Below are 24,336 nucleotides of genomic sequence, written 5' to 3' on the forward strand. Positions count from 1 at the left end.
AGTACTTACTTAGATGGATGATTAAAAAACATCCAAAACAGCATTCAAAAGCTGCTTGGTATAAGCTTCTTTAGGGGATTTAAAAAGTGATTCACAACTCCCAAACTCGACGCCCACTCCATTCTTCATAACCAACACTTCATCGGCGATATAGGAAACCACTCCCATATTATGCGTGATAAATAGATAGGATATGCCTGTTTCTTGCTGTAACTCTTTTAATAAATTAAGGATTTGGGCCTGCACAGAAACATCCAAAGCGCTGGTTGGTTCGTCACAAATTAAGAGTTCTGGTCCAGTAGCTAGAGCGCGAGCGATACAGATTCTTTGTCGTTGCCCTCCGGAAAATTGATGGGGATAACGATGTAAGCTGCTGCTTGGCAAATTCACCTGATTCAGTAGTTCTTTTTGTCTTGCACTGATTACTGACCGCTTCATCCCTTGGGCATGCATGCCTTCGGCGATTATTTCACCTACTGTCATGCGCGGGTTCATGGAAGAAAAAGGATCCTGAAAAATAATCTGTACTTTTTTTCGATATTCTCTTAATGAGCGCCCTTTTAATGCCCGCACATCCTGTTGTTTAAAGTGTATTTCGCCGCCACAAATGGGGAGTAATCGTAACAATGCACGACTTGCAGTGGTTTTTCCACATCCTGACTCCCCCACTAAAGCTAATGTTTTTCCTTGCAATAAACGAAATGAGAGACCATCAACTGCTTTAAATAAAACTCTATGACGACTGAATAGGCCTTTTTTCTGAATAAAACTTACGCATAAATCATTGACTGTTAGTATAGATTTTGTCTCTGTAGTTCCTGCATCCCAAATAATTTTGTTTTTTTGTAATGGCGGTAACTCTTCGAGGTCAGGATAGAGATGACATCGTACCAATCGGCCCTGTTGTTCTTGTAATTGCGGCTCCTCTCCCGGACAGCGTTCGAAAGCATAAATACAACGAGGATGAAAACGACAACCTGTAGGCATTTCATCTAAAGCAGGCACCAAGCCACGAATTACTGACAAACGTTCCTCGCGTTTTGCTAAAGAAGGTATAGAAGCCAGTAACTGTTGTACATAAGGATGTTGTTTCACTCGCGAAAAAAAATCTTCTACCGAGGATTGCGCTACCACTTGTCCTGCATACATCACACAGACGCGTGATGCCATGGCTTTCACTACTCCTAGATCATGAGTAATCAACAATAAACTCATTTCATGATTTTTTTGGATTTTTTTTAATAAAGCAAGAATTTGCGCTTGAATTGTAACGTCCAAAGCGGTGGTTGGTTCATCAGCAATTAAAATATCGGGTTTACAAGCCAATGCCATGGCAATAACAACACGCTGTTTCTGTCCACCGGATAATTGATGGGGGTATTGGTGAATTTTAATTTCTGGTTGAGGCATTTCCACTTCATAAAGCAAAGATAATAATGCATCTTGCAATTCTTGGTTCTTAAATGAGTTGCATTTTACTAAGGCCTCGGTTAACTGTTCTCCTATGGTCATTACTGGATTAAGTGCAGTCATTGGCTCTTGGAAAATCATAGCCATTTTGCGACCTCTTAATTGACGCATCATGTGTTCTGGTAAATCCAAAATGTCTTGCCCATCCACATGGATTACACTATCAACGCCATAAACACCGGATTTAGGCAACAAGCGCATTAACGCTAAAGAAGTGAGGGATTTGCCACACCCGGATTCACCCAATAAAACTAGGGTTTCACCAGGATATAAATTAAAGCTGACTTCATCCAAAGCAGGCACCGTTTGATGGTGTTGTTGAAAAGCTACAGATAGTTGATGAATTGCAGCACTGTTTTTTTGCATAGGTCTTCTATTTAGCCTGGCCTGGTCATAGCATCACCGCATTAGTTTGAGGATTCTTTGTCATTCGAAGGCAGAATTAATTCTTCGATTGGCATGATGTCTTGTTTAGAAATGGATTCCGCTTTAGCGGGAAAGACAGTTTTTCCTCAACTTAGTGGTAGTTAATCAAAGATACGCCCAGGCAATCCTCTTTACTCTCCCAGATTAAGACTCGCCAAATCCAGGCCTCCATAACAACTCTTGGTTTCTCCCGCTTGCAGAACAGGGGATCTTTATAATAGATTTACAAAGGAACTATTCGTCTTTCGCCTACTGTATCATAATATATGGTAAAATAAACCTAACTTTTATTTGAGAAATACCCATGTCAGAAAACTATACTGCCCAAGCAATTGAAGTCCTAAGTGGACTGGAACCTGTTCAACGACGCCCCGGCATGTATACCGATACGACGCGTCCAAACCACTTAGCTCAAGAAGTGATTGATAACAGTGTGGATGAAGTACTGGCTGGTTTTGCAACTCATATCCGAGTAACACTTCATGAAGATGGTTCTATTGAAGTGGAAGATGATGGGCGCGGCATGCCTGTGGATTTACATCCACAGTTAGGGTTAAGTGGTGTCGAAGTCATTATGACTCGATTACATGCCGGCGGTAAATTTTCTGATAAAAATTACAGTTTTTCAGGTGGATTACATGGAGTGGGTGTTTCCGTGGTAAATGCTCTTTCTGACCGTCTTGATGTGACCATAAAACGTAATGGAATTGTGTACCAAATGTCTTTTGCCAATGGCGATAAACTATGCGAGTTAAATGAAACAGGTCTCACTAAAAAAAGAGACACCGGTACAATTATCCGTTTTTGGCCAAACCCAAAGTATTTTGATACAACTCGTATCTCCGTAAAACACTTAACCCATGTGTTGCGTGCTAAAGCCGTACTCTGTACGGGTTTGTCTATGACTTTTATTAATAAGGCAACTAATGAAGAAATGCATTGGTGCTTTGAACAAGGTCTTATTGATTATTTAAATCAGTCATTGCCTGATGGAGATTATTTACCTGAAGAACCCTTCATAGGTGAATTCAAAAGTGATGAAGCAACGGTGGACTGGGCCTTGGTTTGGTCGAATGGCTCAATTAGTGGTTTTAGTGAAAGTTATGTAAATTTAATTCCAACCATTCAAGGTGGAACCCACGTTAATGGTCTACGCTCCGGATTATTTGATGCTATGGCAGAATTTTGTGAGCTAAGAAATTTACTTCCAAGAGGAATAAAGCTTACAGCAGATGACCTGTGGGAGCCCTGCCAGTATGTATTATCGGTTAAAATGAAAGAGCCACAATTTGCAGGTCAAACCAAAGAACGCCTAAGTTCCCGTCAAATTTCTGCTTTTGTTAGTAATGTCGTTAAAGACGCTTTTGCACTATGGCTCAATCAACATCGGAACCAAGGTGAAGCAATCGCCTCTTTGGCCATCGATCGCGCACAAAAACGTTTAAGACAAGCAAAACAAGTAGCACGTAAACGAGTGAGTCAGGGTCCCGCCCTCCCAGGTAAGTTAGCGGATTGTTTGCTTACTGATCTCAGCCAAGCTGAATTATTTTTAGTGGAAGGTGATTCCGCGGGCGGTTCAGCAAAACAAGCCCGAAATAAAGATTTCCAAGCAATTTTACCGTTACGCGGAAAAATTCTTAATTCATGGGAGGTTGATTCATCCCAAGTTTTAGCATCTCAGGAAATTCATGATATTTCTGTTGCTATAGGAGTGGATCCTGGCTCTTCTGATCTAAGCGGGCTTCGTTACGGTAAATTATGTATTCTCGCAGATGCAGATTCAGATGGAGCCCATATTGCTACTTTAATTTGCGCTTTATTTTTACGCCACTTTAAACCCTTAGTTCAAGCTGGGCATGTGTTCGTTGCGATGCCCCCACTTTATCGAATCGATGCAGGTAAAGATGTTTATTATGCACTGGATGATGAAGAAAAAACTCGGATTCTCAACCACCTGACACAAACATCTCGCGCCAAACCGAATGTCCAACGGTTTAAAGGTTTGGGTGAAATGAATCCCATCCAACTACGTGAAACGACGATGGATCCCAATACCCGACGCCTGGTTCAACTCACTATGGACGATGAGGAAGGGGCTGAAGCCATTATGGATATGATGTTAAATAAAAAAAGGGCAGGCGATAGAAAGGTCTGGTTAGAAACTAAAGGAAACTTAGCTGAAGTTTAATGTTTGTTGAATTTTAGCTTCATTTCCACCTATGGAACTGGGATTTCTGAACCTGCCTAATTTTTAATTCCTGGTTCCGCTACCATTTTAACAATGGGATAATATTAGAATAATCATCAGTCCATAAAAATTGTTCATCAGAGGTAAAAAACTGCCAATTCGTTTCTTTCACCATTTGGAAAGCCAAATGGTCATTCGCCGTCAGCAAAGCCCACTCCGAATCAAATTGATTCAATGCCAAAGTACCTTTATTATGGACATAAAGCACCCTCAGCTGTAAAAGCTTTCCTGCAGCATTAATTACCGGTAATAATTGCAAATGTCGATTACTTAAATGAATCAATATGCCACCGTCTTTTGTAATTTTCTGTTGGTATAACTTAAAGGCTTCAAGAGTCAATAAATGTATCGGGATTGCATCTGAATTAAAAGCATCGACAATCACTAAATTTTGGGAATGTGCAGGTAATTGCTCCAATGCTAATCGTCCGTCGTTTTTTATAATGGTTACACCTGAACAATCGCGTAAGTATGTAAATAATTTAGGATTTTTTGCAACATTAATGACTTGCTCATCAATTTCAATCACTTTGATCCTATCCTCTTTTCGAAATTGACAGAGCATTGTACCAATGCCTAAACCAATAATTGTAACTGTTAACGAGCTGTTTTGTTGTTGCATGGCAACCACGACGGGGTTAATTGCTCCATAATAAGTACTCATCCCCTTCGGTTTTTCTCCTAAAACTTGCAGTCCATGCACAGTAGACTGACTCACTAAGACATGTGTACCTTGTTTATCAATCACTTTTTTTATCCCATAAAAATTACGAGCCTGTATTAACATTGTTTCAGTTTGGGAAAAGGGTAAGAAAATAAATCCAAATAAAATCAATAACGATACAATCAAACTGCTTTTACTTTTTTGCCAGACAACGATAATAATTAATGCCAAAAGAGCACATATTTGAAAAGATGAAAAACCTCCAGGCCAATGGATACCAGAGAGGCAGTAATGAAGCAACAAAATAATCAGAACGGCTATAGGAACCCACCAACCATTTTTCTTGGGCAATTGTGGTAAAGCAAATAAGCTTAATAAGATTGCTAAAGGGTATTCATAAATTCCATTGAACCAATGTGGCGCCAAAATTCCATTAAATACTCCGGCTAAAACACCCCCCAGGGCCAAACAAAAATAAAATAATGTTAGCAATTGAGGCTTAGGCCTATCTAAAAATAACTGGCGATGACAAAGTAGGGACAAAATGAAAAAATTCAATAAATGAAAGAAAATACTTTGCCAAATATTTATTTGCCCCGCATTTAAAATAAATCCAATAATGGGAAAAATAAGGAAAAAAATACTATTTCGTACAATCCACGGGAACGAAATCAAAGGTTTATTCGTAAATGCAAGGACAAAAGTAAGTAGATATAGGGCCAAGGGGAGCACCCAAAACAAAGGAGTTGCGGCAATATCCGTAGTAATATATAGAGTGACGCCAAGCATTAAACTGCACGGAACAAAACTTAAAAAAATCCAATTCAACAAGCTTTTCCAAGGCCATAAGGTAAAGAAATTATTTTGTTTTTTTAGTGATTGATAACGATTAGCATAAAGAATAAAGAACAATAGAACCACATAAATTCCATAACCAATACTCCATAAATAAAATTGATTTTTTAATCCAATAAAACGCTCTATAGCCCAGGGATAAAGAATTAAAGATAGGAGACTTCCGAGGTTAGACGCAGCATATAGAAAATAGGGATCGGCCGCATTCCTTTCTTGGGTTTGACTGTAGGCAAATTGTAATAATGGAGCTGAAGCACCAATAATGAGTAAAGGTAACCCCAGTTGGGTTAACAAATTCGATAAAATACTCCATTCAGGAGCCTTATCAATAATCAAAGGCCGGAATACAAGAGGCAAAGCTATAAAACTCAAAAGAATAAGAAAACTATGGATCGCACGCCATATTATAGGTTTATTAAATAGCCCCAGAACAACAGCATATCCATAGGCGAACAGCAACAACATCTGAAAAAAAAGCATACAAATAGTCCAGACAGCCGGTGTTCCTCCATAAACAGGCAACAAAGATTTAGCGACCATGGGTTGAATACTAAATAACAGAATGGCACTTAAGAATAAGCTAATGGAGAATAAAAAACGCACCAAGCATCCTTGACTGAAGAACTCTCATAAAGAACATTGTAAGGTTACATAAATTGTTATTCAACTTATCCTGTTTTAGATATTGTTACCCTTAAAAGCGGGAAGGAAACAGATTTTGGGTAATAAATCATTTCCTTGCCGAAAATCAGGGGACATTTCCTGGTCTGGAAAAACCGAGCCCTACTTCGTTTCACTTAAGCCGCGATTTTTAATTACGGTTTATTCATTTCCTGAGAGATGATTCGCCAATACGTGTAAAATCCTTTTCACCAAAAATTGCTGATCCAAATTGATAATATTTAAATTCCAACAAATTATTGCTGGGATCTTTCAAGAAAAAAGATTGATGTTCAATTCGTGTACCTTTAAAACGTGTTTTCAATGGAATCTCAAAAGAAATCTGCTTTTTTTTAAGGTGTTCCACAAAGTCATCAAATTCATATCGCTCCAGAAAAATTAAACCAAAATGTCTTGGATAGATGCTATCTTGTGGAGGAAGAATAGTGTCAATTTTATGGGCTACAATTTGGTGGTTGCCAAACTCAAAAATCAATGCATGCTCCGATTCACGCCCTAATGAAAACCCTAATTGGTGATGATAAAACTGTTTCGCCAAGTCGAGGTCATGCACTGGAAACGCAAGATGAAATAAAGTGTTCATCATACTCCTTATAATGGGTATTCAAAAAAGAATAACAAAGCTAATTTATGCTTAAGAGATAAAATTTATATTAATTAACAGATAAGTGTGTAAAAATATTTACCCTATTTAATCCAATTTCAACATAAAATGCATTTGAACTCTATTTTTGATTACATAATTCACGTTGATGTATATTTAAATACCATAGTATCAACTTATGGATTTTGGACCTATTTGCTTTTATTTGCAGTGATTTTCTGTGAGACTGGACTTATAGTAACACCTTTTCTACCTGGAGATTCCTTGCTTTTTGCGGCGGGAAGTATTGCAGCCCAAGCCGGAAATCCATTGAATATAGCGATATTATTTTTCCTACTTTTCCTTGCTTCAGTTTTAGGAAACCAACTCAATTTTATGATTGGACGTTTACTAGGACCACGAATTTTTGCTGCGGATAAATCCTGGTTACTTAATAAAAAACACTTACAAGAAACTCATGAGTTTTATGAAAAACATGGAGGTAAAACTATCATTTTTGCCCGTTTCCTCCCCATCATACGTACTTTTGCACCTTTTGTAGCGGGCATAGGTTCGATGAGGGTTCTTCATTTCACCCTTTACAATTTAGTGAGTGGTTTTACATGGATCCTGAGCCTATTAAGCTTAGGTTATTTCCTAGGATCAATTCCCATCATAAAAGAAAATTTCTCGATAGTAATTTACAGTATTATTTTTATTTCTTTATTACCACCTATTCTCACTTTATTGAATCGAAAGCGAACTTAGGGCAAATAAAAAGTAACCTGGATCCGCATTCAGGTTACCATAATCAATTATATTGGTAACCTACATCAGGGATCAAAAACTCTTGGAATGCCGCCAACAGATTAGAATAATTTTTAGAAACCTCTTTTAGAGTGATCTTGTAGTTTAACAGATTAGTTAATAATTCATGTAAGAGCATAGTCCTAAATGAGTGAGGATGAGTTCTACCGTTTTTACTATCACTCAGATAATGAATGAGCATTGTTTTTGCTTGAGCAAGGGACATCTCAGAAAAAAACTCACCCCCAGCCTTAGAAAACTCATAATCAAACTTACAAAATTCACCATTAAATTTCCGAGCTCTTCTCCTCCCGGAACTTCCATGTCTATGAAACAATGAAAACACAATCCCATCACTGTAAGAACAATAGTCCAGCACCGATCTATTTACTATACGGACTAACTGAACCAATTCTTTTTGTTCCGCTTTTGAGGTTTTCAATTCTAAAGGTATTGCTTCGGGTTGACTAAACAGATTATGTTGAGCGGAAAACTGCTGGTATTTATTCGGTTTTTTGTTATGTTTTTTTACAACATTCATGCGCAGCGGCGGAGTTTTCTCTTGATCATCCGCTTTCTTTTTCTGCCAATCCTCTTCTAGACCCTCTAATGTTATGAAATCAGTTTCTCTCTCAGTTTGTTTTTTGGGATGAGCTCCCAAATCCAGAGCGTTTATTTTTTTGCTACTTAAACCGAACGAAGTGCTTCCTAAAGAATCCTTAGCTTGAGTTGAGGGCTTTGATGATTTAATCATTGTTACTTTTGTAGTCCAATGAGTATTATTCTGATTATTTAGCGTAAGTGTATGTCGATTGGGCATGTCTTGGTAGTCATATCGCTGCCTCCCATTTTCCAGAGTATGTAGATTCACTTCAAATGCATTCGCTAAATAATCCAGCTCCAAATGAGTTGCCCACACAAAATCCTCAGTGATGTTTTGTAATGCTTGAATTATAGGAGAATTCAATTTTGGTTCGGTTTCTGATGTTATCGTCTCTGGAGCGACCTCTTCACCATAAATCAATGAGATAAATAATGGTACCAATACTAAAGCTTCATGTTCCGCCAAAATGGTGGATTCATTAATTTTTGCTAACGCTTTTTTAATAGGGGTGGATGAAAGAAATTGGTTGAAACGTGGGTCTAAATGAGTCCCATGATACATTTCAGCAAATTTCCTATAAGTACTTATTGCTACCAATGCCCTATATTCATCATTTTTTTCTGCATGTATGCATGCCCAACGTAATTCCTTGATCTGTAAATTATAGGTAAGTAATCTTAACGCTCTTTGCAATACATCGAGTAATTTATTATCGGGCTTGTCCAAATCGAATTTAAATATGGCATTATAATAATCCCTTATAGAAGGATCTAATTTAACCCATTTTTCAAATGTTATTCCATTACCTTCTTGTTGAATAATGTTAATTAAGCCAATTGCGAAAGCATAATACCCACAATTACCTTTAGCAGGGTTATCGATTATCCGTTCTTGCAACTCTATAGTAAGGTTCTCCTCGGGACTGGGATTAGCCTTGGGTTGTTCCTTGCTAATTACAGTTTTACTCATAGACATTGATTTTTGCTCCCCCCGATTTCACATCTAGGAATACAAGATGTTCACATATTATGCTACGAGAGCGATCAACTCGCAATAGGAAGTATTCTGTTTTGGAAATAAGTAGGCTACTCTACAATCAGCAATTGCGAAAGCATGCCCTTTTGAATCCAACCCTTTAAATAAGAAGCGGCTTTCATACCCACTTCTTCAGGTGGGATCCATTGACATAACCCTTCACAAAGAGCACCGAAAGAAAGTCCTTTTGATAAACCATCCAAAGCCCAAGTCTCTTCTTGAGATAAACTATAGAATTGAATCTTATATTCTGGTGCACGCCAGATGACCCATGCTGTGCATTCTGAACTGTGCTGTAATTCAGGAAGATCCCTATCATGAACTAGAGACTGCCAAAGAGGAATTATATTCCATAAGTAATTGGTTTTTTGTAGGGATGGATGAAGTATAAATTGTAGATTTGCCCAGGCTTCAGGAGGGATAACAGCCATATCCTCAACCCGTACAATTTCTTCATCAGCCGCATCAAATGCCCAGTTCATTTTCCATTCAAAATCAGCAAGCTCTGCTAAATAGGGATATTGTGAGTAATTGTGTTTAATGAATTCAGATAATCCATCACCATACCAACGAATAGATCGATAAGGTGAAGGATGGGCATCTATATAATAAGTGGCTAGCGTATTAAATTCTTCAGTTCCTAAATAAGCATACAAAGCAGGGAAATTAATACTTAAACATTCAATAAGTCGAAGTCTGTACGCATCACGATAAATGTCTAACCGAGTATTTACCGAAACAGATTCAGTTTCCACAATAGAATCATGAATGTCTGCCTGACCTGACAAGAGAAATTTTTGAAATTGTTCTTCTAATTGTAAAAGTCCACTCATGCTGGCACCTCTTCGGGCACGATTGATTCAGCGATTCGCCTTGCATGATTGATTTCCGCAAGCAATTCTCCAAAAGGAGGCATGTTATCATCTCGTTCAATCATCGACGATATTGGCCCCAAGCGCTGTAATGTAGCAGCATAAAGATCCCATACGGGTTGAATTACTGGTGCATCATGCGTATCAATAATGTAATTACCATGATTTGAATGACCAGCTAAATGTATTTGAGCAACTCGTTCGGGAGGCATCGCACAAATGTAATCCATGGGGTTAAACTGATGATTCACAGAACTAACATAAATATTATTTACGTCTAATAATATATAACAATCTGCTTGTTTTACAATTTCCAGAATAAACTCCCACTCGTACATCTCAGATTGTTTGTAGGTAAGATAGCTGGAAACGTTTTCAATTAAAATGGACCGTCCTAGAAAATCTTGTACTTGTTGAATTCGCGATACAATATGGTTTACCGCTTCACGTGTATAGGGAATAGGCAACAAATCATGGGCATTAATTCCATTAACTCCTGTCCAGCATAGATGATCGGAAATCCATTCCGGTTCGATTCGGGTTGCAAGTTCCTTTAATTGTTTTAAATAGCATTTATCTAACGGATCCGCACTTCCTATGGAAAGAGAAACACCATGCATTACAACAGGATAGTGGGCGCGAATTTGGTCAAGATAATAAAGTGGTTTTCCACCAGGAACCATGTAATTTTCAGTGAGTATCTCAAACCAATCTAAATTAGGTTTTTGCTCCAAGATTACTTCATAATAGTCGGGTCGTAATCCAAGTCCAAACCCTAAGAAAGGCATTTTCTTAGGCACTGTATATTTAAGGCTATCCATAGGTAAAATCCGAGGGAAGAGGAAACCAGGCATGCATTGCACGCCTGAGTAATGCGAAACTCAATTGAAATTATTGAACAACAGTACCACCAGCTTTTTGGCAGTCTTCTTTAGTCATTTCAGCCATTCCCTTGCCTTTGCAAGCATTTTGGCCTTTACAAGCATTGTCTGCAGTTTTGCAAGCGCCTTGTCCTTTGCAAGTGTTTCCACCTTGGCATTTTACCATACCAGCAGAAGCATCATCAGCAGCAAAAGCAGGAGCAATAGCGAACATTGAAGCAGCCCCAATTGCTAAAGCAACGCCTGTTAATTGTAATTTGTTCATTTACTTAATTCCTTTTAGATTAGTTAAATAAGCTATAGGCAAAATATAATTTAGCCACTTGCATTTTAAGAACTTACATTAATTTTTGTCAAGTTCAGCATTGAAAAATAATGGTTTTCATTAAATTGCAAAGTTCAATGCAGCACAGGCTTTATCATAAATTTCAATCATGTCCTTCATATCAGTGCGCGTAAAAGGATGTAAATCAACAAACTCCCTGATTGCTGTTACCTGACGCATGATCGCAGCACGTTGCTTATCGCTGCGCAAGTGAGGAGCAATGCGGGTAAAATTTTGCAGCATTCGGATTAGAATTGCTGGATTTTTTCCACCTGACTCTCGAATCATATCAAAAGCTGCACCCACTAGACGAGAAAATGTTACAGGCATTTCAATGAGTCGAGTACGGCCTGCTCCATCTTGCCAGGATTCTCCAGTTTCAGGCAGATCAACTAAAACACTAATATTATTAGTAAGCCAATCCACACACGCAATCCCGGTAAAAGTATCATTAATTGCATCGCCCAATGCACGAATACCAATTTCAACAATTTGTGCCATAGCAAATTCAGGATCTTGTGATAATGTACGATTCGGACCGATGCGCAAAGTCTCATGGATGGTTTTTATTAAAATAGGACCTTTTTCATTTGGAATAATATCAGCTAAAGTTGTCTCCGTAATAATAAAATGACCTGGACGAACTTTTAAAATAATTACCGCATCTTCCCGGGTTGCCGCTTTGATTAACTTGCTGTAATTAATTGACTGCAAATAGCCTGGGTTACTCGCAAGAACCGAATAACTCTCATTCAAAGAGCGTTTACGTAATACCTCAGGGTGCTCCTCTGGCGCGATATTCGCACTTTCTTTGGTTCGCTCCTTCCGCAATGCGACATAATTAGTAATTACTCGAGTCAAATCTTCATCAACTTTAGCAATTAAATTTCCCGTTTGGATCTCTTTACGGATATTTTGGCTAAAGGTAATTAATGCTGCAAATGAGAGGATCATCATTAACACGGCAGTTAATGTAGTCAAGTGAGGTACAAATTCGTGCCCATCCTGATATCGCACTACAACCAAGGTAAATAAACTAAAAAGAAAAGTAGAGGAGAATAAGCCTATTGTTCCTTGTCCATTTTGCTCAATAATAAATCGACGTAGAAGACGTGGACCAAACTGAGTTGAAGCCATGGATAAAACCAGAAGTACGACAGAAAAAACAAGTCCTAGAACAGTACTCACTGCACCAATAATAGCAACAAGCATCACTCTGGCATCATCAACATCACCTATTGATAACCAGCTTGGGTATTTGATATACCCTTTATGAGATTGAACATCAAGAAAAATGGTCAGTGCAAATAAGGCACAAGCGAGCACACAGATGCCCAGAACTGCGATACGCAAATCCGTTCCAGATCTCGCATCGGCATCAAACTCACTGTAATTATGAGACACGATTCCTTTCTCCTGTTTTCCCTGATAAAAGAATTCTAAACTTGAATTAAAGATTATTATTTAAAGCCTCCATCCTTGCAATTAAAAACATGTCTATAATAAGAATAATTAAAGGACTATTAATAATAAAATATGAATCAACCTCTGTTCACACCCAAAGAAATTTTTGAATTTATTAAGCAATATGAACCTTTTAGTTTCCTGAGCGAAGCATGTCTTTCAAAACTTTCCCGAGTTTTGGAAATAGAATCTCGAACTGCTGATTCCCTTTTAATTCAAAAAGGGGAAAACACGAATGATCTTTACATTTTAATAAAAGGCCGTCTCTACTATCAGATCACGGATACAGAAGGTAATGTGACGTTCCAAGGCGAGTTACAGGAAGGAGCCATCATCGGGGAAATGGCTCTTTTATCTGATTTGCCCCGCTCGGCCAATGTTTATACATTACGCGACAGCATCATTTTAAAATTATCGAAGGAAAATTTTTTAAAACTATGTAGACGATATCCTGAGCTGCTCAATAAGATAACCCAATTTACCATAAAACGATTAACCAATTCGCTACAGGGAATTCACGCTGCCACCTCACGTAATAAATCCATAGCTTTAATCCCTATAAGACCAATAAAAGATCTAGAATTTCTATTGCAAGAAATGATTTTTCGTTTTTCTTACGGCGAAAAAATACTTTTATTAACCAGTAGTTGCTTAGAGAAAAGACAAGGTCTCTTGGATGACAATGGGAATATGAGTAATGAAGGAATTTTATTAATTAACCAACTTGAAAAGGAGTATTCTTTTATTTTTTATCTAGCTGACGAATCGATAACCAATTGGACTAAATTTTGTGTCCGTCAAGCTGATTCGCTCGCTTATTTAGCCCTTGCAGAAGAACATAATGCTGACTTATCCGAAGTAGAAGATTATGTATTAAATATGCAACATAATTTTATTAAACGGAATGTATTAGTGCTTCTGCATCAAACTGCAAATGCCCCCAAAAATACAAAAAGCTGGTTAGAAAAACGCGTCGTTAATGGTCATTTTCATGTCCGAAGCAATACAGATGAAGGAATTTCCCGCCTAATGCGAATTTTTACTGACAATACCATTTCCTTAGTCCTCAGTGGAGGTGGAGCGCGAGGACTTGCGCACATAGGTGTTTATCGCTTATTAGAAGAGCGAGGAATACCGGTGGACTACATCGCGGGAACAAGCATGGGAGCCATGCTCGCCGCTGTTTTAGCAAAGGGATATTCTTCTAGCGAGCTTTTAAAATTTGTTGAAGAATATTTAATCAAAGGAGCCAAGATCGATTTTACCTTCCCGTATATTGCCATTGCCACAGGCAGAAGAGCCACAGACAGCTTAAGAGAACTCTATGGCGAGGACAGTCAAATCGAAGATTTATGGCTTAACTACTTTTGTGTCTCAACAGACTTAATCAGCAAAAATTTATATATTCATGATAGAGGGCGATTGTGGGAATCGATTCGTTCGAGTATATCTCTACCCTTTATTTATCCGCCCGTATCATTTGATGACAAGTTGCTTATTGATGGCGGTGTATTAAATAATATACCCATCGATATCATGAGACAGTATTCACATAGTAGTAAGATTATTGCCTCCAATGTAAATAATAATAACTTCTTCAAATTAACTCCTATACCGTACTCACTTTCAGGCTGGAAGTTGCTTTACAATAAATTTATGGGAAAAGAGTCCATATTGCCTATTAATTTAGGTGAGTTGGTGTTGCGATTATTAACCATCAGCTCCCATCAAAATACTGCTAAAATGATGGCCATGGCAGATTATGGGATTACTTTAAAACTAGACCAATACGGTATTTTGGATTTTAAAAAATACAACGAAATTACTGAAGAAGGATATGAACAAGCAAAAGCCCAGCTTACGGCTCAAAATCTTGCAGAGCTATTAAACAGCAACTTTCAATCTCCTGCTAGTAATGCGATAGTTTAATCTGTGAATGCGGGCTATTTTTTTGTCTTACGTGCCATAACCTGATCAAAGATAGTTCTTTTTTCTGGAGACAAAGACTCTCTCCTTAAAGCCATCATTTCTTCAAGAGAACCTTGGATACAATCTGGAGTAAGACGATCGAGAATCAAAAAGCCATTTAAATGATCAATCTCATGCTGCAAAACTCGAGCATAAAATCCTTCTTCTATACTCTGATGAAACTGGCCTGATTCATCATAATAGCTCAGTATAATTTTCTCATAGCGCGGGACCTTTCCGGATTTACTAGAAACAGAATAACATCCTTCAAAATCGTGATGCATTACAGAATCTGACGCGGGCTCATAGCTTGGATTAATCATTATATGCATAGGATAAAATTTATTAACATTATCTCTTAATAAAGTTGCCTCTTCTGGAATGTATACCGCAATGATTCTTCTCGGAAAGTTAACTTGGGGAGCTGCTAAACCCACCCCACCTAGTTCATATAATTTACTTTTCATAGCAGCAATTAACTCTTTGTCTGCTTGACTTAATGGAAACAAAACCTCATGGGCCTTATTCTTTAGCACCTGACGGTATTCAGGTTGCTCCACAGTTACTATATCCATAGTCATACTCGTTGAATTCCCAATTAAGAAAAAAAATAGCATAATGCCTAAGCATACTCTGTACATCATAATTTAATTTAATTCATTTTCTTTCGTTAATCACAAAATAATTATTAGCTGTTGTTTTTTAGCGCAATCTTATCCCAAAAAAGAGAGTGATTCAAATTAGGAGTTCTTTAATTTTTGTAAATATTCAGCGTATTACCCAGCATAGGAGCTGTGCTAAAATTTCCTCTTTTTCAAGCCTTCTACTTTATGCTCACTACAAATTCGATACATTTGCGTCAATTAACTCAATATGATGAGACAAATTTCCTATTGACCATGAAAAAAAGTCGGGATTTCCACCACCCTTTTGTGATCGCCCCCCAAACTCATGAGGAATTCCAAGCCTACCTACACAAATTTCAGAATGAGGAGCACCGATGTTTTTTGGCATTAAACCAACAGGAACACATTATCGGTGTCTTCAACATTAATGAAATAATTCAAGGGGTATTTCAAAGTGCCTATATGGGATATTTTGCATCCGTAACTTATGCAGGCCAAGGGTTAATGAGTCAGGCATTAAAACTGGTTTTAAAAGAAATTTTCCTCGAACTAAAACTACACCGGATTGAAGCGAACATTCAACCAACAAATACTGCATCCATCCACTTAGCTACTCAAAATGGTTTTCTGAAAGAAGGGTTCTCGCCAAGATACTTAAAAATTAATGGCGTATGGTGTGATCATTTTCGTTTTGCTCTCACCTATGAAGATTGGCTAGCCAATCAATAGCGGTTACCAGACTCTTCCTAATAACTGTCGATAACCTGTAACGACTTGATCGGCAATTAAAAAATGATTTCGGTCATAAGTTGTAGTCAAACCAATTACCTGCATCCCAGCGGCTTTAGCTGCTTTTATTCCATGCAAGGTGTCTTCGATGACTAAACAACGTCCTGGGAGAACATTGAGACGTGTTGCTGCTAATAAATAGCCTTCAGGAGATGGCTTCCCGCTCTGTACATCCTCCGTTGTGACAATTGAATCAAAATAAGTCTGCAATTTACCCTGTCTTACTCTAGAAAGTACTGCCGCTATTTCACTACGGCTGGATCCACTACAAATGGCAATTTTATTTACTTTAGAAGCAACTTTAAAAATAAATTGCTCAAAGTCTACAATTAGGGGTAAAGAGTCGCGGGTATTAATAATATGGATGTAAAGCTCAGTTTTTTTCTGAATCAAACGTTTGATTTCTTCATTTGACCTATGAATACCCACATTGTGCAATAGCTTAGGGAACAATTCTTTATCTGCTAGGCCCAAATAATTTTCAACGTACTCAGAATAACTTATGCTTATTCCTAGTGGCTTAAGAACCTCACAACATGTTTCATAATGAAGAGGTTCACTGTCTAAAATAACCCCGTCAAAATCAAAGATAATTGCATCATACATGGTATCCAAAATTCACCTTCATTCAGCTAAGCCTTAGAGAACTGTAGCATCATTTTATCAGTACATAAATCTGATAAGAAAATTGGTATAAAACATAAGTGGTCCATATTAGAAGTTTTTTACTATTAAAGGTTTACTCTCCGGATGTTGTGTTTTTAAATCAGTACATACCTCCGTACTGGGTGAAGGGCAAGATTGTTCTTCCCAGTACTCGGGTGTTGAAACCGGCATCCCTAGACCGGCAATAGCCGTAGATACATCTGGATATATCTCTCCATCGGACAGAGCTTCCGATTGCTTTTGCAAAGAAGTACCGATTATACCTGTATATTTTCCTTTTATTTTTCCTGTTTCTTGATCAATGAACATCACATAGGGAGGAACAAAGAGTGACGATTTATTATTCTTATCTTCTATCTTATAAACCCGGCGTGTTTCACCATAATCAAAATCGGACCTAATACCTAAAACTGTTTGAAAAAAGGCTTTGAAATTTTTTCCATGTCCAAACAACCAACAATCTTGATGTGCTGCACGTTCAATAAAAATTTTAGTATCTTCTATTTTGTCCCCAGCATAATCCAAATCTTGATACACATCATCACGCTCCTCGAGAAGAATCTTATTGCCATGCTCCTGGATTTTTTCAACAGCAGTTTTTCTCCTTTTCTTGAGTAAGTCAAAGTCTTGATCACTAAAAATCCACAGTGAAAGTTTTAAAAGAATTTTTCTGATAGGAGTTGTCCAAAAAGACAGCTGATTATATAACTTCTGCATATCTGCTATAGAACGAACATCATAACCAGAGGGTGCATCACTGTTTTCCGCTAAAAAAGGAAGAACAGCAATCTTTGCATTTTTAATTTCTTTAGGAATAACCAATCCAGCGGTTTGTAGTGCTCGATTGAGTGGAGAAACACCAATTGAAAGGGGCAGCTCGTTTGGAAAATAAAATAATAAATTGCCCGTGGATTGACTCGTTCGTTCCATATTTCTCATTGCTTCTTCAGAAAGCGCTGCATTGGGATTTAAACCAAATTTCTTTTGCCCCCAACTTGTGCATTTTCCATGACGACTGAATAAGATGTGACTTGTAACTTGAATTCCTTTTATTTCAAAGAAGAGTTTGTCTGTTTCTTTAATTTGTTTTAATAGCTCACTAGATTGAGCATCTTGGCTTTTGTTTAATAGTTCTATAAGACGATTAATTTCTTTTATATATTTTTCTTGAATTGTTTTTAAAATCTCATCGCGTTGTTTTGGTTCTTTAATTTTATCCAGTTTTAACTGTTCAATTTTAATTAACTTTTCAAAGGTCATGCTTAATCTTATAAACAAACAAAATATTCATTTATTATACAATCGAATGATTTATATGATAAGCGAAATTTTAAATACCGTTAATCTCTTAAACGGGCTACTTATATTAATCGAGTGAGCTTATGAACTTGACAAAGCAGGAAGATGAACCAGAATTTAAGAACCATAAAGGGATTATTTAATATTATGGTTTATATGGAGAAGATTATGGCTACTTCAAAAAAATTTAAGGAAGAAAAGGCCCTAATGAGTGAAATTGATGCAATTTATAGGCGTCGCGCTGTACGTAATTATAAACCGCAAAAACTAGATCCAGCGCTCATTCACTCATTGCTTGATGCTGCTGTGCAAGCACCTACCGCTATGCATGAGGAGCCTTGGTCCTTTGTGATAATCCAAGATCAAGATATATTAAATCATTTATCAGACATCGTGAAATCCCTACTTTATACGGAAGCCCATAATTATTCTAAAATGCAGATGAAATATCTGCAAGATTTGGTTAATAATCCTGATTTCCATGCATTTTATAATGCAAATACACTCATTGTTATTTACAGTAAATACCATGGTCCTTTTGTAGCGGCAGATTGTTGGTTAGCAGCTGAAAACTTGATGCTGACAGCGTGTGCTCAAGGGTTGGGTACGTGTGTTATTGGTCTTGCTGTTTCAACACTCAATACTCCAGAGTGGAAAACAAAACTGAATCTCCCCGCTGATATTACAGCCATTGCGCCAATTATTGTAGGTATTCCGGCTGCTGAAACGCCTGAAGTGGCGCGTAAGTCACCAGAAATTCTAGTATGGAAATAAAGTAGATCAATTACCAAGAGCGCGCTACTACTGAATTATTTACCGAGCAATAGTTCAAGGTGGGACTTATGTAACTATCTAACTCGGTTTTCTGTTTAGAGTTTAAATAAAAAATTCCTGGCTCACCGCAAACGATGGCCAGAAAACAAGATCCTTCTAGAACATGTAGTTAGATTATAAAATAACTCCATAAATCATGAATTTATTTTATCTACCAACAGATCATGAGTGGCCTGTTGGTACGTGTTTAAAAAATTATCCTGAACGACTACAGCCATATCCTTAATCGCTTGGACCGTTTCTGTTTTTTTAAGAGTTCCGGTTTTAAATTGCCATTTAGCAGGTAACTTCAATTTTGTGCTCAATTGCGAAAGAGATTGTTCTGTTTGGGGCATTTTTTGAACACTATAAGACTGCATAACAAACACATGACCCTTAGGATCGATAAGTTCATAAACAGGTTTTCCAGCTTCGTAGATCCAGGTGGTTTTGCGCGCAACCTTTAGAGGCCGATAAGGGGCTTCTAATAATAAATCTTTTAAAGGAATATGGAGTATACCGGCTTCTCGCATCGTTAATCCGTTAAATGTTTTTACATGAGTGTTCACTAAATTGGAGTTTTGCATGCCATCTATCATCCAGTAACGAGGACCATTTAAATGCACATGGGTAGATCCCGTTTCTTTTTTTACACTTTCAGGAGTTATTTTGTCCCAAATTTTTTGTGGGCAATCATTAAGACCAATAGTATTGTATACCGCATAATCACTTATGCTTTTAGCAACAATAATTTCACAATAACGTTCCCCACGTAGATGAGATTTTTGAGCTGCCAGTGAGAACGTCGGAATCATAAATACGATCCAGAAAACACGGCTAAAAGAATGTGAAGAAACAATACGACGCATGGTTACCTCCTGTAGGGTCTATTGCAGATTTTTTAAAATAATACAGAAAAATTTGCTAAAATACAGCGGCAGAGGCAGTGATCGCAAAACTCAACCAAATTTGCGTTTTATTTCTTGACCCAATGCGATTGTGCCAGATGACAGAATATAACTGATCCGAATCCTACGAGTCCACCCAGAATAACATGCGTCAACCGTTCCGATGCGACACTCGCCGAATGAGTGACCAACATGACTGTGGTTGCAACAAAGAAACAACGAAAAGAATAAGCGATGACATAACGACGAAAGGCAACCAAAGTTAAGAAAATGCCACATATGGCAAGGGTTAAGGCTAATGGGGTGCTGGGGAGAATCAATCCGAATAAGATGCCTAATGGAACACCCAGTGATACCCCTATGATACGTTGACTCAATTTTTTTGGAGAGGTCGTTACATTACCAGTAACGACACTGGCAGTGCCCCAAATCATCCACTGCCCATTGTCCATTTGAAAATATTCAACCAAAAAGGTCGAAATACAAACAGCAATTGCCATAGCGATCATATTTTCAATATAAGGATTTTGCTCCCCGAAATCATTCAACCTTCCTAATCGCAATGGATGGTAATGAATCTCACGCTTTTTGTAGTATGTTCTCATTTCATCAAATTGAGCAAGCAATACGGTAGGTACTAATGCGAACAATAGATAAGGTAAAAATTGAGGAGCCCGATGTAACATTTCTGTAGGATTAGTTTCTGCAGCAAACTCTGTAGCAAGAATTATGGCAGGAATAAAAGTCCAGTTCCCTAAAGGACGCAATTTCTCCCCCTTTATTGTAACCAAGATCACTGTCGTAGCTGCGAGGGTACATGAGACGATATACAGTACAGGGATAGGTTGGGTTAAAAAAAGGAAATAAAACATTACAATGATGATAAACCCATGAAGTAACACTCCTAATGCAGTCAATTCAAGACGCTCTTCTACAATAAGGGTTGACATAGTTAATACTGAGGTTTGAAGCCAAATTGGGTTATGGTTATGCAGATAAATAACGGCAAAGGGCACCAATACGAGGATCCCTCTCAGCAAAGCTCCAATCTGAATTTCATCTTTGAGCACCTGTATCGTCTTAGAAATAACATGCATTAGAGACCTTTTAATTCATCTACTGTGACAATTTGCGCTATTTTTTCCAATAATTGAATGGAAAATAGATGTTCCTCCTGATTTGCAGCAGCACAAATATCTTCTACGATACACACATTGTAATCCCGGTCATGGGCATCGCGAGCGGTACTTTGCACTGCCCAGGAAGTACTTACCCCCCCTAGTATCACGCGTTCAATTTGATTTGCTCGTAGCACTGCTTCGAGGGCCGTTCCATAAAATGCGCTCACCCTAGGTTTTATCAGTACTAAACTAGTGCCAATCTGTAATTCAGGATGAAATTCTGTTCCTTTAGAACCAAGCTTTAGCGCATCCAATTCGTGAACCTTACCAAAAATTGGTGAATTCTTTGGTTGTTCCGCATAATGTGCACTAAAACCCACTTTCACCATGATGGATATCCATTTTTTTAATTCTGCAATTTCAAGAGCTTTATTTACTTTTTTAATTACATCACGCTCCTTAGCGTGCGCAGCTGAACGTGCAATCTTGCCTTGCGGATGCATAATATCCATAATATAGTCCAGACCTATAAATGCGGTACGCATCGTATTACCTCCTTTAAATACCCTTGTATATGACGGCGAGTCCTTCTTCGCTTGAATTGTCCATAAAAACTATGGGCGCATCTTATTAAATTCCTCATATTGACATTTACTCATTGATTCATATAAAAAATCAATTTTTTTCATATTGTTCTTCTTGCATAAATCAGACATAATTTCATGAATTATCAAAGAATAATGATTTATTATGCCAATTAAATATACAAAAAAAATCATCAGGATCTTCTCTAGCCAAAGTCAAAAAGCGAGTAAGCTGATGGTTCTGCAATTGCAGCACACTGCCCACATAATAGAACATAGCAACCTAGCAATTCTAAAAAGAGACTGATTTAGAAAGGACATTTTTTATGCAATGGAAGAGGATTCTGCATTTTTTCTTTAGTTTAGTAATTTTATTAATCGCATCGTCAGCCCTGGCCTACGATGAACCGGTTGTAAATTTGGGTTATACAAGTTTTTATGATGGAAGTCCTCCTTCTGGCCCTGGTTTCTACTTCCAAGATTATTTTCAATACTACACCTCCAATCGCTTTAACGACAACAAAGGCAACCGACTTCCCCTGCCCCGTACCGATCTTGATGTTGTTGCAAATATAACCCAGTTTATTTATGTAACCACAAAAAAAATTTTCGGAGCTAATTTAGGTTTTTCTACACTCTTACCTTGGGTAGTTTATGACCGTGTGGATGATGGATTGGGAAATACCGTACTAAAAGCAGAAAATGGCCCTGGGGATTTGTGGATTGGACCTGCACTGCAATTTGATCCCATTATGCGAAAAGATGGCAAAGGACCTTTATTTGTTTCGCGCCTCGAACTGGATATTGTCGCCCCGATTGGACGATACAGCAGCATTAATGCAATTAATGCCAGTAGCCGCTTTTGGTCTATAAATCCCTACTGGGCTTTTACCTTTTGGATGACTCCTAAATTATCTACTTCAGCTCGGTTTCATTATCTTTGGAATGATGTCAATCATAGTCCTAATGTTGCCTTTGGACCCAATGTGAATTCCATTCAAGCTGGACAGGCAATTTTTGCAGACATTGCTGTAGGATACGCCATAATAGATAAGTTTACTGTAGGCGTAAATGGGTACTTTTTTAACCAAATTACGGACACCTTGGTGAATGGGACCGCATTCCCAGGACGTAAGGAAAGTGTTTGGGCGATTGGTCCAGGGATGGTGTATAGCCTTAGCAAAAACCACTTTATCTTTTTAAATGTGTATTCTGAACAAGATGCGAGAAATCGTCCCCAAGGAACCAATGGAATCTTGCGTTTTGTGGCTCATATCTAATGCCATTTAAGTGAAGCCCAACAGAACCAGGGAATACAGCAAAAAGGGCAACCTAATATTAAAATGCTGGTTTAACTGAAACTCTGGTTTAAGTGGTATTTATTGATTTTGTGGGATTACTTAATATAATTCGTTGTATTCATTCGATTTCCAGGAAGAAATTACCTTGAAAATTGGTATTATCGGGGGTTCTATAGCAGGCTGCGCCCTGGCCTTATTATTAAAAGATCGATTCCAAGTTACGGTTTTTGAGCAAGTAGATAATTTACATTCACGGGGAGCAGGTATTACGATTTCTACCGAATTGCTGCACGTTTTGTTCGAAAAAAATCTTATTGATCAAGATACCTTATCTCATACATTCATTGCTCGCAATTTTTATTGCCAAACAGATAACGAACCAGTTTATGGTAAATTTTTATGGCAGCAGGGAATTTCTATGGCAACCCTGCACTGGGATACTTTATTTACCAATTTACGAAAAAGGATACCAGAACCAATATACCGTGCTGGCATTAAAGTCGTGGACGTGCAACTAAAGGATAAGGGGTTTGGGCAAATTACTCTAGAATCTGGCGAAACATTGCAATTTGATTTAATTGTTTTTGCAGATGGCATTCAATCGATAGGAAGACCCATGATTTCCAATTTGAAGCCAGAATATTCCGGTTATGTAGCTTGGCGTGGCACCCTAGAGTTTGAACAGATTAAAAATAAAACGCTTTTTAATGAACAGGTACTTTATTACTGTTTTAGTAAGGGACATTTATTAACTTATCCTGTATATCATCACCAAACGAATAAATTAAACTGGGTTTTTTACGAAAAAATAACTCTTGAAGATCTACACGACTTGGGTTCAACCTCCTTAATCGACTTCTCTGGTAAAGCCAAAAAACATCTTTATCAATTAGCACATGATAAATTACCTCAGGCTGTTGCACAAATCATTCTTGATACGCAATCTCCCTTTATGCAAAAAATTGTTGATGTCTGTGTTGATCGTCTTGTCACCCAGGGAGCACTGTTATTAGGTGATGCGAGCATTATATTACGCCCTCATGTTGGGAATGGTGCTTCTTTAGCCATTCAAGATGCATTAAGCCTTAGTGAGCATCTGAGGAAATGTGAGGATCTTCAGCAAGCAATTGTTGAATGGGAGAAAGATTCTCTTCCTAAACGAATTGCGATGTATGATTTATCAAAACGGATGGCTGATGCCTTAGTCTTACACCCCGTAAAATGGCAAGAAATGAATGAGTCAAAAATGTCCTCTTGGTGGGAACAAATCATTCTCGGAGAGAAATGGTATACATCTCCGGTGGAAAAGACTTAGGAATACTCCGTTAAGGTCCTTGGGGCATATT

Annotated in this window: 21 protein-coding genes; 7 read left to right on the top strand and 14 right to left on the bottom strand. The window is 37.9% G+C overall.

Annotated features, from left to right (window positions below; all coding sequences use genetic code 11):
• Positions 1-21: 21 nt before the first annotated feature.
• A complete protein-coding gene (locus ACWTE2_RS10105; RefSeq protein ID WP_454785252.1) occupies positions 22-1,836 on the bottom strand; it encodes an ABC transporter ATP-binding protein in 1,815 nt (604 codons plus the stop codon).
• A 364-nt stretch (positions 1,837-2,200) separates the two neighbouring features.
• Between ACWTE2_RS10105 and parE the strand changes: the two genes are divergently transcribed.
• Entirely contained in the window at positions 2,201-4,084 is a 1,884-nt protein-coding gene (parE, locus tag ACWTE2_RS10110) for a DNA topoisomerase IV subunit B (RefSeq protein WP_454785253.1), read from the top strand.
• Between the two features lie 79 nt (positions 4,085-4,163).
• Here the strand turns inward: parE and ACWTE2_RS10115 are convergent, their stop codons facing one another.
• Both ACWTE2_RS10115 and ACWTE2_RS10120 read right to left on the bottom strand, forming a co-directional pair.
• Entirely contained in the window at positions 4,164-6,269 is a 2,106-nt protein-coding gene (locus ACWTE2_RS10115) for a spermidine synthase (protein ID WP_454785254.1), read from the bottom strand.
• Positions 6,270-6,489: 220 nt separating this feature from the next.
• On the bottom strand, positions 6,490-6,930 hold the full coding sequence (locus tag ACWTE2_RS10120; protein ID WP_483099547.1) for a VOC family protein: 441 nt from the start codon (positions 6,928-6,930) through the stop codon (positions 6,490-6,492).
• Positions 6,931-7,056: 126 nt separating this feature from the next.
• On the opposite strand from ACWTE2_RS10120, the gene ACWTE2_RS10125 reads away from it, so the two are divergent.
• On the top strand, positions 7,057-7,695 hold the full coding sequence (locus tag ACWTE2_RS10125; protein WP_454785256.1) for a DedA family protein: 639 nt from the start codon (positions 7,057-7,059) through the stop codon (positions 7,693-7,695).
• Between the two features lie 43 nt (positions 7,696-7,738).
• Here the strand turns inward: ACWTE2_RS10125 and ACWTE2_RS10130 are convergent, their stop codons facing one another.
• The 5 genes from ACWTE2_RS10130 to ACWTE2_RS10150 all read right to left on the bottom strand — a co-directional run bounded on the left by ACWTE2_RS10130 (position 7,739) and on the right by ACWTE2_RS10150 (position 12,855).
• Complete coding sequence (locus tag ACWTE2_RS10130) at positions 7,739-9,313, bottom strand: hypothetical protein (RefSeq protein ID WP_454785257.1); 1,575 nt, start codon at positions 9,311-9,313, stop codon at positions 7,739-7,741.
• A 110-nt stretch (positions 9,314-9,423) separates the two neighbouring features.
• Positions 9,424-10,206 carry an HvfC/BufC N-terminal domain-containing protein gene (locus ACWTE2_RS10135; protein WP_454785258.1) on the bottom strand — a complete coding sequence of 261 codons (783 nt, stop codon included), beginning with the start codon at positions 10,204-10,206 and terminating at the stop codon, positions 9,424-9,426.
• The gene (gene bufB, locus ACWTE2_RS10140) at positions 10,203-11,066 is read right to left on the bottom strand and encodes an MNIO family bufferin maturase (protein ID WP_454785259.1); all 864 of its coding nucleotides are present in this window, start codon (positions 11,064-11,066) and stop codon (positions 10,203-10,205) included. The genes ACWTE2_RS10135 and bufB overlap by 4 nt, the downstream gene beginning before the upstream one ends.
• A 70-nt stretch (positions 11,067-11,136) precedes the next feature.
• The gene (bufA2, locus tag ACWTE2_RS10145) at positions 11,137-11,391 is read right to left on the bottom strand and encodes a BufA2 family periplasmic bufferin-type metallophore (protein ID WP_182392852.1); all 255 of its coding nucleotides are present in this window, start codon (positions 11,389-11,391) and stop codon (positions 11,137-11,139) included.
• Positions 11,392-11,511: 120 nt separating this feature from the next.
• Positions 11,512-12,855: a DUF2254 domain-containing protein gene (locus tag ACWTE2_RS10150; RefSeq protein WP_454785260.1), complete on the bottom strand. Its 1,344-nt coding sequence runs from the start codon at positions 12,853-12,855 to the stop codon at positions 11,512-11,514.
• Positions 12,856-12,987: 132 nt separating this feature from the next.
• On the opposite strand from ACWTE2_RS10150, the gene ACWTE2_RS10155 reads away from it, so the two are divergent.
• Entirely contained in the window at positions 12,988-14,844 is a 1,857-nt protein-coding gene (locus ACWTE2_RS10155; RefSeq protein WP_454785261.1) for a cyclic nucleotide-binding and patatin-like phospholipase domain-containing protein, read from the top strand.
• 14 nt (positions 14,845-14,858) lie between these two features.
• Here ACWTE2_RS10155 and ACWTE2_RS10160 read toward each other — a convergent pair whose 3' ends face one another.
• Positions 14,859-15,464 (bottom strand): peptide deformylase, encoded by a 606-nt coding sequence (locus ACWTE2_RS10160; protein ID WP_454785262.1) that lies wholly within the window; start codon positions 15,462-15,464, stop codon positions 14,859-14,861.
• 213 nt (positions 15,465-15,677) lie between these two features.
• On the opposite strand from ACWTE2_RS10160, the gene ACWTE2_RS10165 reads away from it, so the two are divergent.
• The gene (locus ACWTE2_RS10165; protein WP_454785263.1) at positions 15,678-16,238 is read left to right on the top strand and encodes a GNAT family N-acetyltransferase; all 561 of its coding nucleotides are present in this window, start codon (positions 15,678-15,680) and stop codon (positions 16,236-16,238) included.
• Between the two features lie 3 nt (positions 16,239-16,241).
• Here the strand turns inward: ACWTE2_RS10165 and ACWTE2_RS10170 are convergent, their stop codons facing one another.
• A complete protein-coding gene (locus tag ACWTE2_RS10170) occupies positions 16,242-16,904 on the bottom strand; it encodes an HAD family hydrolase (protein ID WP_454785397.1) in 663 nt (220 codons plus the stop codon).
• A 108-nt stretch (positions 16,905-17,012) separates the two neighbouring features.
• On the bottom strand, positions 17,013-18,224 hold the full coding sequence (locus tag ACWTE2_RS10175; RefSeq protein WP_454785264.1) for a histidine phosphatase family protein: 1,212 nt from the start codon (positions 18,222-18,224) through the stop codon (positions 17,013-17,015).
• Between the two features lie 207 nt (positions 18,225-18,431).
• Here ACWTE2_RS10175 and ACWTE2_RS10180 point away from each other — a divergent pair, with 207 nt between their 5' ends.
• Positions 18,432-19,037, top strand: a complete 606-nt coding sequence (locus ACWTE2_RS10180; protein ID WP_454785265.1) for a nitroreductase family protein — start codon at positions 18,432-18,434, stop codon at positions 19,035-19,037.
• A gap of 194 nt (positions 19,038-19,231) precedes the next feature.
• Here ACWTE2_RS10180 and ACWTE2_RS10185 read toward each other — a convergent pair whose 3' ends face one another.
• The 3 genes from ACWTE2_RS10185 to ACWTE2_RS10195 all read right to left on the bottom strand — a co-directional run bounded on the left by ACWTE2_RS10185 (position 19,232) and on the right by ACWTE2_RS10195 (position 21,650).
• The gene (locus ACWTE2_RS10185; protein ID WP_454785266.1) at positions 19,232-19,945 is read right to left on the bottom strand and encodes a hypothetical protein; all 714 of its coding nucleotides are present in this window, start codon (positions 19,943-19,945) and stop codon (positions 19,232-19,234) included.
• Between the two features lie 107 nt (positions 19,946-20,052).
• Positions 20,053-21,081, bottom strand: coding sequence for an FUSC family protein (locus tag ACWTE2_RS10190; protein WP_454785267.1), 1,029 nt, complete (start codon positions 21,079-21,081; stop codon positions 20,053-20,055).
• The gene (locus ACWTE2_RS10195) at positions 21,081-21,650 is read right to left on the bottom strand and encodes a cysteine hydrolase family protein (protein ID WP_454785268.1); all 570 of its coding nucleotides are present in this window, start codon (positions 21,648-21,650) and stop codon (positions 21,081-21,083) included. Before ACWTE2_RS10195 ends, ACWTE2_RS10190 begins: the two co-directional genes overlap by 1 nt.
• A gap of 365 nt (positions 21,651-22,015) precedes the next feature.
• On the opposite strand from ACWTE2_RS10195, the gene ACWTE2_RS10200 reads away from it, so the two are divergent.
• Positions 22,016-22,969 (top strand): SphA family protein, encoded by a 954-nt coding sequence (locus ACWTE2_RS10200; protein ID WP_454785269.1) that lies wholly within the window; start codon positions 22,016-22,018, stop codon positions 22,967-22,969.
• A gap of 166 nt (positions 22,970-23,135) precedes the next feature.
• Entirely contained in the window at positions 23,136-24,305 is a 1,170-nt protein-coding gene (locus ACWTE2_RS10205; protein WP_454785270.1) for an FAD binding domain-containing protein, read from the top strand.
• Positions 24,306-24,336 lie beyond the last annotated feature (31 nt).

The organism is Legionella nigrisilvae (assembly GCF_977063395.2).

Excerpts from the sequence above, each read along its gene's own strand:
- ACWTE2_RS10135 (WP_454785258.1), bottom strand. The coding sequence starts at position 10,206 with ATGAGTGGACTTTTACAATTAGAAGAACAATTTCAAAAATTTCTCTTG.
- ACWTE2_RS10170 (WP_454785397.1), bottom strand. The coding sequence starts at position 16,904 with ATGTATGATGCAATTATCTTTGATTTTGACGGGGTTATTTTAGACAGT.
- bufB (WP_454785259.1), bottom strand. The coding sequence starts at position 11,066 with ATGGATAGCCTTAAATATACAGTGCCTAAGAAAATGCCTTTCTTAGGG.
- ACWTE2_RS10130 (WP_454785257.1), bottom strand. The coding sequence starts at position 9,313 with ATGTCTATGAGTAAAACTGTAATTAGCAAGGAACAACCCAAGGCTAAT.
- ACWTE2_RS10120 (WP_483099547.1), bottom strand. The coding sequence starts at position 6,930 with ATGATGAACACTTTATTTCATCTTGCGTTTCCAGTGCATGACCTCGAC.
- bufA2 (WP_182392852.1), bottom strand. The coding sequence starts at position 11,391 with ATGAACAAATTACAATTAACAGGCGTTGCTTTAGCAATTGGGGCTGCT.
- ACWTE2_RS10195 (WP_454785268.1), bottom strand. The coding sequence starts at position 21,650 with ATGCGTACCGCATTTATAGGTCTGGACTATATTATGGATATTATGCAT.
- ACWTE2_RS10200 (WP_454785269.1), top strand. The coding sequence starts at position 22,016 with ATGCAATGGAAGAGGATTCTGCATTTTTTCTTTAGTTTAGTAATTTTA.
- ACWTE2_RS10175 (WP_454785264.1), bottom strand. The coding sequence starts at position 18,224 with ATGACCTTTGAAAAGTTAATTAAAATTGAACAGTTAAAACTGGATAAA.
- ACWTE2_RS10160 (WP_454785262.1), bottom strand. The coding sequence starts at position 15,464 with ATGACTATGGATATAGTAACTGTGGAGCAACCTGAATACCGTCAGGTG.
- ACWTE2_RS10105 (WP_454785252.1), bottom strand. The coding sequence starts at position 1,836 with ATGCAAAAAAACAGTGCTGCAATTCATCAACTATCTGTAGCTTTTCAA.
- ACWTE2_RS10180 (WP_454785265.1), top strand. The coding sequence starts at position 18,432 with ATGGCTACTTCAAAAAAATTTAAGGAAGAAAAGGCCCTAATGAGTGAA.
- ACWTE2_RS10155 (WP_454785261.1), top strand. The coding sequence starts at position 12,988 with ATGAATCAACCTCTGTTCACACCCAAAGAAATTTTTGAATTTATTAAG.
- ACWTE2_RS10190 (WP_454785267.1), bottom strand. The coding sequence starts at position 21,081 with ATGCATGTTATTTCTAAGACGATACAGGTGCTCAAAGATGAAATTCAG.
- ACWTE2_RS10125 (WP_454785256.1), top strand. The coding sequence starts at position 7,057 with ATGCATTTGAACTCTATTTTTGATTACATAATTCACGTTGATGTATAT.
- parE (WP_454785253.1), top strand. The coding sequence starts at position 2,201 with ATGTCAGAAAACTATACTGCCCAAGCAATTGAAGTCCTAAGTGGACTG.
- ACWTE2_RS10185 (WP_454785266.1), bottom strand. The coding sequence starts at position 19,945 with ATGCGTCGTATTGTTTCTTCACATTCTTTTAGCCGTGTTTTCTGGATC.